Here is a 13,808-nt window from a genome sequence, read left to right on the forward strand (position 1 = left end):
ACTGCATTGCTTTTTACTTTTGCTTTTATCAATTGAGTTCTTTCTAACATTACAGCATTAAGCTGGCCACCAAGCATTAGAATAATCGCCGAGAAATATAACCAAATCATTAACACAATAATTGCTCCAATACTTCCGTATGTACTCGAATAGTTAGCATAACTACCAACATAAAATGAGAATGCAAAAGATGTCAGAATCCAGCCAACAGTCGCAAATAGCGCTCCAGGTAATATACTTTTAAATTGAATCTTCAAATTAGGCACCAGCCAATAAATAAGTGAAAATACAAAGAAAATAAGCACAGGCGGTACTAGCCAGCGTAAACCAGCCCAAAAGTAAAGGAAACCCTTCTCAAGTCCCATGTAAGAGAATGCAAGAACCCCAATCTGTTGTCCGAATACCGGCAATATAAGTGCCACTAGTAATACAGCGATTAGCATGATAGTAAAGACCACCGACATAACGCGGGCCATAATGAACGAGCGTGATTCTTCCGTGAAATAAGACCGGTTCAAAGCTTTCGTCAGTGCGTTCATACCTTTTGATGCTGACCACACCGTTGCAAGTGCCCCAATTGATAGTAAGCCACCATTGCGATTTTTCAAGATCTCGTTTAATGTGTCCTCAATTAGCATAGCGACACTCGCTGGCGCATAGTCTCTGATCAATAAGAAAACTTCGGCTTGGTTAAAGTTTAAATAAGGTAGCAATGTCATTATAAAGATTAATAGTGGAAAAAGAGACAAGAGAAAAAAGAAGGCAAGCTGCGAGCCAAGGCCCGTTACGTCTACTTTTTTTATCCGGACAAGAAGTTCTTTCAAAAATCCATTTGTGGTTGTGACGTCAAATTCCTCAAGTCCGCCTTCTCTTACATCATCTAAAAACTTTCTGGCTGCAGAGTCTGCCAGAAAGCTGTCCAGTCTCTTCTTATACTTCGTAGGTTTCTCTTCTTTGATTGGCGTAGGTGTTGAACGGTCATCATTCTTCAAATTTTCGTCCCCCCCTTCAATATTGTTCACTTTTTAAATCAACGCCATTTTCCTAAGGCGTTTCATTAACAATTGATTTATATTCAACTTTCGACTCAACAAATGCATCCTTCGTATCCATGACTAAACTTTTCACTTGCGGCGTGAGTGTTTTTAACTCCTCAACCTGGGCTTTAATGTATGATGCATCACCTGATAGTTGCTCAATGAAAGACTTATACTTGTCTTTCTTCTCCCCCAGTTTCCATTTGAGCACATCGGGATTTTTCGCATAATACCTCATTTCCATTATACAATTAGTTGATTTCTTGACGATATGTTTTCGAGTACTCGGATCGAACATACTTACAACCGCACCTGTAAGTGCACCCGCAATAATAAATGTACCAAATTTGCTATTTCCCATAATAAGCCCTCCAATTCAAACTCTTTCGCATATACAATTATACCCCAGGAAGAAGATTAACAAACAATATGACTGAGTTCTAAAAATAAAGCTTGACGAATGCTGCAAAATTTCGGAATATTAACAATAAGGATGACGAGATTAGGTGACTGAGAGGATGTGAGGTGTCAAATTAGCAAATTGGGGTGGAACGTTCTTAAAGTAAAATAGTACAATTGGGGGTAATTGAATGGATGGATTAACAGCTTTTTTGGATAAACTTGGGGGTATTATCTGGGGTCCACCTTTACTAATTTTACTTGTTGGTACAGGTATTTATTTAACATTTAGACTAGGACTTATTCAGTTACGTTTATTACCATATGCGTTAAAGTTAGTATTTACGAAAAATCAGGATAAAAAATCTGAAGGTGATATTTCCCACTTCCAGGCTCTTATGACAGCAATGGCTGCAACCGTAGGTGTAGGAAATATTGTGGGTGTTGCTACCGCTATTTTCCTCGGCGGTCCTGGAGCATTGTTCTGGATGTGGGTATCAGCATTCTTCGGAATGGCTACAAAATACGGCGAAGCAATTCTAGCTGTTAAATACCGCGTTAAAGATGCTAACGGTCAAATGGCCGGCGGACCGATGTATTACCTTGAACATGGACTGAAAATGAAATGGCTCGGCGTATTGTTTGCTATTTTCGGTGCCATAGCAGCATTTGGAATCGGAAATGGAACGCAAGCAAAAGCAGTGGCAGACGTTATGAATCAAACTTTTAGTGTGCCACATTGGATCTCCGGTCTCGTTCTTGTTGTATTAGCAGGAATGGTTATCCTTGGTGGTATTAAAACGATTGGTAAAGTTACATCATTCTTCGTACCAATCATGGCAGTGTTTTATGTTCTTGCCGGAGTAATTGTACTGGTCTTAAACGTCGGGCTGATTCCCGAAGCTTTTGCTACGATTTTCAAGTATGCATTTAGTGGTGAAGCGGTTGCAGGTGGTGCAATTGGTACAGTTATCCGTTTCGGAGTTGCTCGTGGAGTATTCTCGAACGAAGCTGGTCTTGGATCCGCTCCAATTGCTGCAGCAGCTGCAAGAACAGATATGCCTGGACGTCAAGCACTTGTTTCAATGACACAAGTACTCTTTGATACATTAATTATTTGTTCCATTACGGGCGTTACAATCATTATGTCTGGCATTTGGAAAGATAATCCTGACGGTCTTACAGGTGGTGCTTTAACATCTGCCGCTTTTGGACAATTTCTAGGTAGCGCCGGTCCAATCGTCGTTTCAATTGGACTATTATTCTTTGCTACATCAACAATCTTTGGTTGGGCATATTATGGAGAGAAGTGCTTCCAATACCTGTTCCCAAATCCGAAAATCCTCATTTATTACCGCCTTGTATTTATTGGCGTAATTTTCGTTGGGGCAACTGCTACGCTTGACGTAGTCTGGTTATTCGCTGACGTAATGAATGGACTAATGGCAATACCAAACTTAATCGGTCTTCTTGGATTATCTGGCGTAATCATTTTCGAAACAAAACGTGTTCAAGCCAAAATCAAAGAAGAAAAAGAAGCCGCAAAACGAGGCTAATCTCCAATGCGATTTGACAGTCCGGGAGAATAATGAAATGATAGGTCCAAAGCTTATTGAAAGGTGGTCAATACTATGGATTTATCTAACCCGACGCCAGAAAATGTTTCTTATATGATTGACAAAATTACAGAAAAACTTCGTATGGTTAATTCAGCCGCTATGAATCCGGAGAATTTCAGCACATCTAAATATGATGATTTGCACTATATGTACAAAATGGTCATGAAACGTACTACTATTACACCAAATGAAATGCAGGCAATTGCAGCTGAACTTGGTACGCTCAGAAGTTAATCAATCAAAAAAAGATTCGACGGTATGAATTTACCGGTGAATCTTTTTTTATCTTGGAACACGTCTTTTGATTAACCATTTATTCGTATAAAATACTGGCTTGAAGGGCTTGATGACCTTCATTTTCACTGGACTATTTCCGGTCCGCTTACGGCTACCTATTCGTGACAGATTTACTGAGGGATCCTAGAGCGGCTAGAAGTGACTCCGTCACTTCTAGCCGCTCTCTTTTCAGTAATACTATTGCGAATAGTTGCCTGTCGCGTACCTACACTATTCAAGTGAAAAATGCAGTTGTTTTGGAAGTAAAGAGTAGATGATTATCTATAGAGGTCGCAAGTGCCGGAAGATGAAATTTCGGGCACTCTTGCACATTGTATAATGTGTTCATTGCTTACTTTTAGTAAAGTTTATGCTTCAAATTATGTGATGCCTTATAGATAGTGACACTTCTTTAATTAAGAAAGAAAAAACCCTAAAGAAAGCAATCAGCCGCCAAAATTGCATCTTTGGCGGCTCTTCTCCAGGTAAGAAACCCGCTATTCTCTCGTCCCAAAAATCTTCAGCATTACGTGTATCTTTGTTTTTGGAGAGCGACGGATGAAGGACCACCATACGATTACCGAAAATAATGTGTAGGGATGCGACAAAGTCGCATCCCTACACATCCAGACATCCAGGTAATTGTATAGAAGCCATTCTAATCCAAAGCGATCAAAATGCACCTATACACCTAGCACCCAATGTATGATCAAGTTACTTGCTGGATACTTTTAGTTAATAAACAGACGGGATCTTGGAACAATTCATTCAAATGCAGTTCCATCCTTTAGAACAAGTGGCTGGATAAGCACTTCAACCCGACGATTTTTACTTCGTCCCTCAGGTGTTTCATTTGACTCGATTGGTTGGAATTCTCCATACCCTTTTGCACTAAATAAAAGTGGATTGATTTCTTCATTCCTAACAATACTTTTCAGGAAGGTCACAGCTCTCATAACACTGAGTTCCCAATTTGATTGGAATTGGGCATTTCCGATTGGAACATTATCTGTATGACCAGTGATCACGATTTGACGTGGGGGATCAAAAACAAGAAGTTCCGCAATTTCATCTGCAATCCCTATATACGCAGGCTTAATATCTGCCATACCTGGACTAAAGAGGATACTATCCCTAATTGTCACCATCAATCCTTCATCCGTCATTTTCGTTTCGAACTGATTCTCCAGTTCATTTACCGCTATATACTCATCTACTCTATCCTGGATTTCAAAAAGGGACTTCTGATCTTCTATATAGGATGTATTTTCGTCCTTTGAACCAACTGAATCCTTCGGTATTGGCACAGGTGTAGGCGCAGCATTATCCATCACACCTTGTCCACTATCAAATATTTCACTGAACACCGCTGACATCTGTTTAAGTTTGACCTCATCTACCGAGCTTGAGGCAAATAGCACGATGAATAACGCGAGAAGAAGAGTCATAAGATCAGAGTATGGCAAAAGCCAGGACTCATCTATATGGTTATCAGCCTTTTTTCTCTTACGTCTCTTCGACAAACTCCCCCGCCCCCTTATCGCTATCGTTTGTAACAGCAAGCTTTCGGCGCTCCTCCGCAGACAGATAAGAAGAAAGCTTCTGCTCAATAACGCGCGGTGCTTCCCCTTCAAGAACTGAGAGGACTCCTTCAATCATCATTTTCTTCTGCCTTACCTCTTCGTGAGATTTACGTTTCAATTTATTCGCAAATGGATGCCAAAGCACATATCCAGTAAAAATACCTAGCAATGTCGCAATAAAGGCTGCTGAAATCGCATGACCCAGGGCATCGATATCATTCAAATTCCCAAGTGCAGCAATCAGACCAACTACCGCTCCAAGAACACCCAGTGTCGGCGCATACGTCCCCGCCTGTGAGAATATTTGTGCTCCAGCGGAATGCCGATCTTCCATAGCTTCCACTTCTTCACTTAACACATCACGGATATAATCTGCATTTTGTCCATCAATAGCAAGACCCAATCCATTTTTCAAAAATGGATCAGTGATTTCGTCAGTTTTTGCCTCGAGCGATAATAATCCTTCACGTCGCGCTATGTCAGCCCAACTTGAAAACATACGGATAATGTCAGAATCGGACGCAAGTTTCTGTTCTTTAAAAAGCACGCCAAATAACTTTGGTACACGTTTTAACTCATTCATTGGAAATGCAATGATAACAGCTGCAAGCGTTCCTACAAGTATTATTAGTATAGCTGCCATATTAAATAAGCTATCTACCGGGACACCTTTCATCGACATCCCGACAAGAAGCGCGACAAATCCTAACACTAGACCAATTACTGTTGATAAATCCATAGTTGACCCTCCAAGTATTCCATTCTTCTTCTTATTTCGGCATCTTTGGCCTATTCTTTAGGTGAACAGAATTAATAAATATATGCAATCTTTCATACGATCAAAATTCATCATTCAGTTTGACGTTGCAGACCGAGCCTACAAATTGGTACTATTATAGAAGATAGAGGAAGGAGTAATTATTTATGTCTACTTTTGAAAAAAAATTATCCCGCTATGCTGAACTCGCAGTAAAAGTGGGAGTCAATATTCAACCTAATCAATACCTTTATATCAGTGCTTCAACAGAAACAACTGAATTTGTTCGTCTTGTAACTGAAAAAGCTTATGATGCGGGTGCACGTCAAGTATTTGTTGATTGGTCCGACGATACGATTTCCCGACTACGTTATGAAAAGGCACCCTCTGATTCTTTTGCAGAATTCCCCGAATGGAAAGTAATGGAACGTGAACAACTTGCGGAAAAAGGTGCTGCATTCATGAGCATCGTGTCCCAAAGTCCTGACCTATTAAAAGGAATTGAGCCGTCACGAATTGCCGACACACAAAAAGCCGCTGGACAGGCACTTGACAAATATCGGCAGTATGTACAATCTGATAAAATCAGTTGGACTGTAATCGCCACTCCTTCGAAAGCTTGGGCTGCAAAAGTATTCCCTGAACTTTCAGAAGAAGAACAGCTTTCGGCGCTTTGGACTGCTATTTTCAAAGCAGTTCGCACAGACAAACAAGACCCTGTACAAGAATGGATCAATCATGATAACCATTTGCATGCCAAAGTCGATTACCTAAATGACAAAAGATACCACAAACTTCATTATACTGCGCCCGGCACTGACCTAATTGTTGAATTGCCTGAAGGTCACTTGTGGTGCGGAGCTGGCAGCGTCAATGAAAAGGGTCATACTTTTATGGCCAATATGCCTACAGAAGAAGTATTCACTGTTCCCCTAAAAACGGGCGTCAACGGCTATATCTCTAGCACAAAACCATTAAGCTATGGCGGCAATATCATCGATAATTTCAAATTAACATTTAAAGATGGACGCGTAACCGAGGTTTCAGCCGAACAAGGTGAAGAAGTCTTGCAACGTCTAATTGATACAGATGAAGGCGCAAAACATCTTGGTGAAGTCGCACTTGTTCCACATGCTTCACCGATTTCACAATCGGGGCTTCTTTTCTACAATACATTGTTCGATGAAAATGCATCGAATCATTTCGCGCTTGGCAGTGCCTATTCATTTTGTATCGAGGGTGGCAAAACGATGGCACGTGAAGAGCTTGTTAAACGTGGTTTAAACCAGAGTATCACTCACGTCGACTTCATGGTCGGATCAGAAGTAATGGATATTGATGGAATCCATGATGACGGCTCTTCAGAACCAGTATTCCGCGGGGGTAATTGGGCTTTCTAATAATCGTCACAATTAGGTAAAACATTTCATGAAACCCTTAAATAATTTGGGTTTTTACTGTATACTAATGATAGTACCTAAACTAACAACTTTGAGAGGGGTCATATATATGGGCTTGATGTTCGCTACAGTTATCGGTTTTATGGTTTGCCTCGGTTTAACAGCTATGTTCACAATGCACTATCTTTCTTCGGCTATGATTTCTGCCGATTCTTCAAGAATTGATCCAAAACCAGACACGAATTTCTAAGAGTTGCCTAAAGGCAGCTCTTTTCTTTTTACATATTTTCAAGTATGATAATTAAAAAACCTACAGAATGGGAGTATACAATGACAATTCTTTCAGAAATACTTGATTATAACGATACATTTGTAACTGAAAAACAATATGAACAATACGCAACAACAAAGTTTCCGGATAAGCGAATTGTAATATTGACATGTATGGATACAAGACTGACTGAATTGTTGCCTAAAGCGATGAACTTAAAAAACGGCGATGCTAAAATCATTAAAAGCGCCGGCGCAGTCGTCACACATCCATTTGGCGGTATAATGAGAAGCCTAATTGTAGCTGTTTATGAGCTACATGCAGATGAAGTTTATATTGTTGGACATCACGATTGTGGCATGAGTGCAGTCAATACTGGTCGTATTATTAAAAAGATGTCTGACCGTGGGATTGATGAAACTATTTTTAAGACGCTAAAATACTCTGGGGTCGACATGGAAGATTGGCTGCACGGATTTGGCGAAGTAACTGAAAGCGTTAAGATGAGTGTTGATGCAGTTCGGAATCATCCACTTATGGATACAAAAGTATCCGTCCACGGGCTCGTCGTCCATCCTGATACTGGAAAGCTCGATATTATAGTAGATGGATATAAATATAACTCCCGGGTGTGATTTCGATTCATTTCCCGGGAAATAAACAAAAGCCGATTCCATTTTACAGGAATCGGCTTTTTATATTAGCTACTAATCTCCGCAAAGCGGTCTTACCCTTTCAAAAATCGTTCTCCACTATAGCGTAGATGTAATGGTCTTCCCAGACACCGTTAATGTAAAGAAGTTTGCGCATCAGTCCCTCTTGGAAGTACCCGGACTTCTCCAACACTTTTAACGAACCACTATTACGAGGTGAAACATATGCCTCAACCCGGTGTAAAGCAACTTTGTCGAAAGAAAACTTAGTCACAAGACGGACCGCTTCCGTGCCGATTCCCCTACCCGTTTCACGCTCATCGATTGAATAGCCGACGAAACCGCTGGAAAACGGAAGTCTTTTAATACTGTATAGCGAGATATGTCCGATTAGCCTATTTGTAGCCATTTCGAAGATACCGAAGTTGTACTCCCTTCGGTCCCTCATCTGATAAATCGACTCCCTGATTTTCTCTCTTTGGACTGCTACAGTAAAATAACTACTTTCGTGCCGTGGTTCGAAAATAGACCAGTATTCTTTATTAGCACTAATCAATTCCGTGAAGATAAAAGCGTCTTCCTCTGTCAATATTCGTAAGTAACAAGTTCGACCTTCAAGCAAAATCAATTCATATTCACCCTTTTACCGAAGTAAGTTCCAAGAACTCCTCAACATCTTTAACGCATAGCGCTACACCTTTTGCCCAAAACTCTTGTTTCGTAATATCCTCACCTAGATGCTTCATCGCAAGGTCTTCGACACTCATAACCGCAGTGTCTCGTAAAAGCGCCATATATTTCTGCTCAAATCCTTCGCCATTTTCCAATGCTTTTGCATAGATACTTAGGGAGAACAAATAGCCGAACGTGTACGGGAAGTTATAGAATTGCACACCCGTAATGTAGAAATGAAGTTTCGACGCCCAAAAGTGTGGATGGACCGTATTAAGAGCGTCCCCGTAAGCCTCTTGCTGCGCTTCCGCCATTAACTCGTTCAATCTTTCAGCTGATACGATGCCATTTTTGCGTTCATCATAAAATCTCGTCTCAAAAAGGAATCTCGCATGAATATTCATAAAGAATGCAACACTGCGTTGAATTTTGTCTTCCAGTAGTGCAATCTTTTCATCCTTCGTTTCCGCAGCTTTAACGGCAGCATCCGCGACAATCATCTCTGCAAATGTCGATGCCGTTTCAGCCACTCCCATCGCATATTGGCGATTCATCCAATGGACTGGACGCAGTGCATATGAATGGAATGCGTGACCGAGTTCATGAGCAAGTGTTGCAACGTTCGACATCGTTCCGCTGTAAGTCATAAATATACGGGATTGCTCGGATGCTGGCATACCCGTACAAAAACCACCTGGACGTTTGTTCGGGCGATCTTCCGCCTCAATCCAGCTATCTTCAAACGCCTGACGAGAAAACCCTTCCAATTCCGGACCAAATTCTCTGAAATGTTTTAGGATGAATTCTGCACCTTCTTGATACGTCATCTTTTTTGTTGATGCTGTAACCGGTGCATCCATGTCATACCAATTCATCTTGTCAGTACCTAGCATTCTCGCTTTGACGTTCAAGTATTCTACAAACGGTGCTTTATTTACACCAATTGCTCCCCACATTGCATCGAGTGTATCTTCACTCATTCTATTTCGGAGAAGCGGCTCTTTCAATACTGAATCCCAGCCCCGTTTTTTGTATACTTCAAGCCTAAAGCCGGCAATATGATTTAATGCGGATGCGAAGAAGTCTTCTTTTCCTGCCCATGCTTCTTCCAATGCTTCAAATGAGCGTTTTCGCACATCTGCATTCTCATGAGAACTTAGGTTATTTGCCTGCCCAACGGAAAGCTCTTTTTCTTCCCCATCCAATTCGATTTTAATTTTAATCTCACCTACGAGCAAATCGTATAGCTGCCCCCAGCCATGATAGCCATCAACGCTAAGTGACGTGATCAAGCTCTCTTCTTCTTCAGATAGTTTTAAGTTGACCTCTTCACGCCATTCATTCAGTACGAATGCAAATACCTTTAGTTCATCCGATTCCATTAACCCATTCCATGTATCTTCATCTGCTTTTGCAAGTGTTTGTCGGATTTTAAGCCCGATTGTAGAGAAGCGTGCCCCAAGAGAGCCTGTTTCGCCCTGCAGTTGCAATGCTTTTTTATCAGTTGTATCTGCCGCAAGGAAACACCCGATAACGGCACCCGCCTGCGAAAGGTTTAGTGCAACCTCTTTTAATGATTCAATAAGGTCCACAACCTCTTTTGACGCACCAGCCGAACGAGGAACTTCAAATGCAGAAGCCGTTTCTTCTAATGATCCAAGCTTTTCTTTTACGCTATCCAAATGTGTCCGTAGTTCCATTGATCCACTTCCACCTTTAAAGAACACATCAAGATCCCATACTTCAGAATACGTTTTTTGCTTCACTATTATTCCCCCTTGGTCCATTCTAAATTTTCTAAAAACACTCCTTGATTATAACATGAATCTTCGGTGTACGAAATTATGCAATTGTGACGGAAGGTTCATACTTTCTTTCGCAGGTTCCACGTTTCCTATGTATACTATTCAGTAGGAGGATTTTAATATGTTTAGAATTATAATTATGACCTTTTCGCTCATTGCAGTCGTTTTAGTCAATGCAGCTGCAAATATAATGCCTATCAATGGAAAAACGACCGGGGAAATCTCAACTAGTTTACCGGTGTTATTTACACCTGCCGGGTATACCTTTTCAATTTGGGCAGTTATTTACCTGCTTCTCGCTATCTGGCTATACGGCTTCATGCGCAACAAAGTAAATGTTGACCATGCTTTATTCAATCGGCGGGTCGTTTTGTTTGTGCTCAGCAGTCTATTAAATATCACTTGGGTTTTTCTCTGGCATTTCGGCTTTTTCGGATGGTCAATTGTTACCAACCTAGCGCTTCTTCTAACACTGTTAACCATTTATTTTACTTATTCTATAAAGGATAATCATTTTCAGGGTAGAGTTCCGATTGCTTTCTATCTAGGATGGTCTTTTGTCGCGACCATTGCGAATATCAGTTATGTCCTTACGTTACACGAGTGGTCTGGTTGGGGACTAAGTAACCCGCTATGGACCGTTATCTATTTAACGATCGCTACAGCTATCGCACTTCATTTTTTATACCATTATGCGGATGTTGCATTTAGCACAGTCTTTATATGGGCATTTATAGGTATCACTGTGAAAAACGGTGCAGATGAACTATTCGTTTCCGCCGCAGCCCTATTTCTTGCTGCTACAATAGTAGGATTCATGTTCTTCAGAAGAAAAGCACTCACATTTAACTAACAAAAGCGCAAGGGCCTGTTCAGCCCCGACAAGCGCTGAAAGGCCTGTAAATAAAGGCGCTCCTTTTGCCTTTACTTACAGGACAGAAGCGACAGAGGAAGGCAGCTTAGGATCGCGACATCCTGTCGCAATAGCTGCATGACCCACATCGTGTGGGCCTAGGGGCTAGGCACTGGAGTCTAGACACTAAAAAAATCGCCGTCCTCCCACATTGGGCAGAACGGCGATTTTCTATTTCCGCTCTAATAGACGCGGTGCTGTAGTGAATAATATTGACGCAACAATTGCTGATAAGATTATTGCAGGAATCATGTAACTAGCATTGTAAACGAGTGAATAAAGCCATACTGGTTGCCCAACAGGCGCGTATGATGCAAAGAATACAATTCCACCAATAAAGTGAATCAGAAAGCGTAAGAGTCCACCAATCACAGTACCTATTACGATAGCTACTACCATTGATCCTTTGTCGCCTTTTGCTCTACCACTTAACAGCCACGCGAGTGTAACGCCTGCCACCCCTACGAGCGCGTAAGCCACGAAGTAATCGAGCGCTGCTTGTATCACGTTTAGAACATATCCACCCATCATCAGTTGCAGTAGACCGCTGACAAGGCCTGTCAGCATGCCGCCTACAATCCCCCATCTAAATGCCATGACAACAATTGGCAACATCGACAGCGTAACGGAGCCACCTTGCGGCATTGAAAATCCGATTTTATCGAGAACAAATGAAATTGCACCTAAAATAGCTATTTCAAGTAAAAGTTGAAGTCTTTTCCGATCCAAATTAATTCCTCCCTTTCCTAGCTCAGCGAAAGATGTGGGCATAAAAAAAGACACCCCGAAATAGATGGGACATCGAATATGTCATTTTCCATCCACATTCCTACGCAAGAATAATCTTACAGGTTCTAAGGGTCAGGACGTCTTGTCCAATCTCAGCCAAATAGGCTCCCCCTGTGGTTCCAGTAATTTAGTTGTCTAGTTCATTGTATAAGATGGGGATCCTTTAAGCAAGATGATTAATAGGGATGCTACTATCCTATATAGTTAAAGTAAATGGAGGGATTCCTGTGTCGAACAATAAACTATTAGCTGCCCTATGCTATTTCAGTGTCTTCTTCACCCCTTTACTTGTACCTGTCATTGTTTATTTTGTTTCCGATGACCGTGAAGTAAAACACCATGCCAAACGCTCCCTCGTTTCACACCTTGTCCCTGTGGTACTTCTAATTGCAGGATTTATCATTTTTTCTTTTTCAATGTTTTCCTTTACCTATAGCATGGATGGAATGCCGAGTGGAAACTTTGGCTTTTGGCAATTAACACCTGTCTTATTCATGCTAGTTTACGGCCTACTGCTCATAGCTATTCTAATTTGGAATGTGTTTCAAGGTGTTAAAGTATTGAAGTGAATGTTTACAAAGTCGTTCCTTCGGGAAGAAAGTAAAATATGCTTTGTTTAGGGGTGAGCAGTAATGAATATTGGAAAGTTAGTAAAAACCGCCATTAAGTTGGCACCTATCGTTTATCCGATTGTCCGAAAAGTAATGAAAGAAAAAAAAGCAACCAGCAACACAATTCCAAGAAAATAATTCGACGGCCTGCAAACGTTTTTTAAGTTTGCAGGCTTTTTTGTTCAGCTCATTATGATATAGTATGATATAGAAAAGATGAACGGAAGAAAGGATTTGAACTTAATGATTGCAAAAACTGAACAGGAAATTGAAGCGTTAAAAAAAATCGGTAAGATTGTTGCTGAAATTAGGGAAGCGATGAAAGAAGCAACTGTCCCTGGTAAAACGACGAAAGAAATTGATGAAATCGGTGGCCGCCTGTTCGAAGAAAAAGGTGCCATTTCAGGTCCTATCGCAGAATATGATTTCCCCGGTTTTACTTGCATCAGCGTTAACAGTGAAGTTGCACACGGCATGCCTGGTTCCCGTGTCATAGAAGATGGGGATCTTGTTAACATCGATGTCTCAGGTTCTTGCAATGGTTATTTTGCTGACACTGGCATTTCATTTGTTGTTGGTACACCCGATGAAAAGAAACAACAATTATGTGATGTGGCTAAAAGTGCATTTGAACGTGCAATGACGAAAGTTAAAGCAGGTTCTAGCTTAAATCAAATCGGTAAAGCAGTTGAACGTGAAGCAAAAGACCATGGCTTAAAAGTGATCAAAAACTTAACTGGCCACGGCATCGGCAAAGCGTTGCACGAAGAACCTTCGCATGTACTCAATTATTATGACGCTTGGGATAAGACACTTCTTCAAGAAGGTATGGTTCTTGCAGTTGAACCGTTTATATCTGAAAAAGCAGATCATATTATCGAATCAGGAGATGGCTGGACGTTCATCACACCTGACAAATCACTTGTAGCTCAAATCGAGCATACAATTATCGTCACAAAAGGCGAACCAATCATTTTGACACAACTATAATAATTAGAAAAGGTCTGTTTCTAGAAATCCAAA

The 13,808-nt window shown here is 41.0% G+C and carries 16 protein-coding genes and 1 riboswitch; of the genes, 9 read left to right on the top strand and 7 right to left on the bottom strand.

Annotated elements, in window-relative coordinates; all coding sequences use genetic code 11:
- Both H2672_RS13935 and H2672_RS13940 read right to left on the bottom strand, forming a co-directional pair.
- Window positions 1-992: YihY/virulence factor BrkB family protein (locus tag H2672_RS13935; RefSeq protein ID WP_370569655.1), on the bottom strand; the 992-nt coding region annotated here is incomplete at its 3' end.
- Window positions 993-1,044: 52 nt separating this feature from the next.
- A complete protein-coding gene (locus H2672_RS13940; protein WP_186672353.1) occupies window positions 1,045-1,398 on the bottom strand; it encodes a YtxH domain-containing protein in 354 nt (117 codons plus the stop codon).
- A gap of 229 nt (window positions 1,399-1,627) precedes the next feature.
- Between H2672_RS13940 and H2672_RS13945 the strand changes: the two genes are divergently transcribed.
- Together H2672_RS13945 and H2672_RS13950 are read left to right on the top strand one after the other, a co-directional pair.
- Complete coding sequence (locus H2672_RS13945; RefSeq protein ID WP_186672354.1) at window positions 1,628-2,992, top strand: alanine/glycine:cation symporter family protein; 1,365 nt, start codon at window positions 1,628-1,630, stop codon at window positions 2,990-2,992.
- A 75-nt stretch (window positions 2,993-3,067) separates the two neighbouring features.
- Entirely contained in the window at window positions 3,068-3,289 is a 222-nt protein-coding gene (locus H2672_RS13950; protein WP_186672356.1) for a DUF1128 domain-containing protein, read from the top strand.
- An 806-nt stretch (window positions 3,290-4,095) separates the two neighbouring features.
- Here H2672_RS13950 and motB read toward each other — a convergent pair.
- Both motB and motA read right to left on the bottom strand, forming a co-directional pair.
- Window positions 4,096-4,854, bottom strand: coding sequence for a flagellar motor protein MotB (gene motB / locus H2672_RS13955; protein WP_186672357.1), 759 nt, complete (start codon window positions 4,852-4,854; stop codon window positions 4,096-4,098).
- The gene (motA, locus tag H2672_RS13960; protein WP_186672359.1) at window positions 4,838-5,653 is read right to left on the bottom strand and encodes a flagellar motor stator protein MotA; all 816 of its coding nucleotides are present in this window, start codon (window positions 5,651-5,653) and stop codon (window positions 4,838-4,840) included. The genes motB and motA overlap by 17 nt, the downstream gene beginning before the upstream one ends.
- Window positions 5,654-5,838: 185 nt before the next feature.
- Between motA and H2672_RS13965 the strand changes: the two genes are divergently transcribed.
- The 3 genes from H2672_RS13965 (at window position 5,839) to H2672_RS13975 (ending at window position 7,977) form a co-directional block, all read left to right on the top strand.
- Window positions 5,839-7,071, top strand: coding sequence for an aminopeptidase (locus H2672_RS13965; protein WP_186672361.1), 1,233 nt, complete (start codon window positions 5,839-5,841; stop codon window positions 7,069-7,071).
- Window positions 7,072-7,180: 109 nt separating this feature from the next.
- The gene (locus H2672_RS13970; RefSeq protein ID WP_186672363.1) at window positions 7,181-7,321 is read left to right on the top strand and encodes a hypothetical protein; all 141 of its coding nucleotides are present in this window, start codon (window positions 7,181-7,183) and stop codon (window positions 7,319-7,321) included.
- Between the two features lie 80 nt (window positions 7,322-7,401).
- Window positions 7,402-7,977 (top strand): beta-class carbonic anhydrase, encoded by a 576-nt coding sequence (locus H2672_RS13975; protein ID WP_186672364.1) that lies wholly within the window; start codon window positions 7,402-7,404, stop codon window positions 7,975-7,977.
- A 100-nt stretch (window positions 7,978-8,077) separates the two neighbouring features.
- Here the strand turns inward: H2672_RS13975 and H2672_RS13980 are convergent, their stop codons facing one another.
- Both H2672_RS13980 and H2672_RS13985 read right to left on the bottom strand, forming a co-directional pair.
- Window positions 8,078-8,623, bottom strand: a complete 546-nt coding sequence (locus tag H2672_RS13980; RefSeq protein ID WP_186672365.1) for a GNAT family N-acetyltransferase — start codon at window positions 8,621-8,623, stop codon at window positions 8,078-8,080.
- A gap of 7 nt (window positions 8,624-8,630) precedes the next feature.
- Entirely contained in the window at window positions 8,631-10,433 is a 1,803-nt protein-coding gene (locus tag H2672_RS13985; protein WP_370569656.1) for a M3 family oligoendopeptidase, read from the bottom strand.
- Window positions 10,434-10,593: 160 nt separating this feature from the next.
- Between H2672_RS13985 and H2672_RS13990 the strand changes: the two genes are divergently transcribed.
- The gene (locus tag H2672_RS13990) at window positions 10,594-11,325 is read left to right on the top strand and encodes a tryptophan-rich sensory protein (RefSeq protein WP_186672367.1); all 732 of its coding nucleotides are present in this window, start codon (window positions 10,594-10,596) and stop codon (window positions 11,323-11,325) included.
- Window positions 11,326-11,556: 231 nt separating this feature from the next.
- On the opposite strand, the gene thiT is transcribed toward H2672_RS13990, so the two are convergent.
- On the bottom strand, window positions 11,557-12,114 hold the full coding sequence (thiT, locus tag H2672_RS13995) for an energy-coupled thiamine transporter ThiT (protein ID WP_186672369.1): 558 nt from the start codon (window positions 12,112-12,114) through the stop codon (window positions 11,557-11,559).
- Window positions 12,115-12,194: 80 nt separating this feature from the next.
- Window positions 12,195-12,296, bottom strand: a riboswitch (TPP riboswitch).
- 105 nt (window positions 12,297-12,401) lie between these two features.
- On the opposite strand from thiT, the gene H2672_RS14000 reads away from it, so the two are divergent.
- The 3 genes from H2672_RS14000 (at window position 12,402) to map (ending at window position 13,775) form a co-directional block, all read left to right on the top strand.
- Window positions 12,402-12,743, top strand: a complete 342-nt coding sequence (locus H2672_RS14000; protein WP_186672371.1) for a magnetosome magnetite crystal formation protein family — start codon at window positions 12,402-12,404, stop codon at window positions 12,741-12,743.
- 63 nt (window positions 12,744-12,806) lie between these two features.
- The gene (locus H2672_RS19695; protein WP_255485827.1) at window positions 12,807-12,923 is read left to right on the top strand and encodes a hypothetical protein; all 117 of its coding nucleotides are present in this window, start codon (window positions 12,807-12,809) and stop codon (window positions 12,921-12,923) included.
- A 105-nt stretch (window positions 12,924-13,028) separates the two neighbouring features.
- Complete coding sequence (gene map, locus H2672_RS14005; protein WP_186672373.1) at window positions 13,029-13,775, top strand: type I methionyl aminopeptidase; 747 nt, start codon at window positions 13,029-13,031, stop codon at window positions 13,773-13,775.
- The last annotated feature ends 33 nt before the right edge of the window (window positions 13,776-13,808 follow it).

The organism is Sporosarcina sp. BP05 (genome assembly GCF_014282005.1).
GTDB lineage: Bacteria > Bacillota > Bacilli > Bacillales_A > Planococcaceae > Sporosarcina.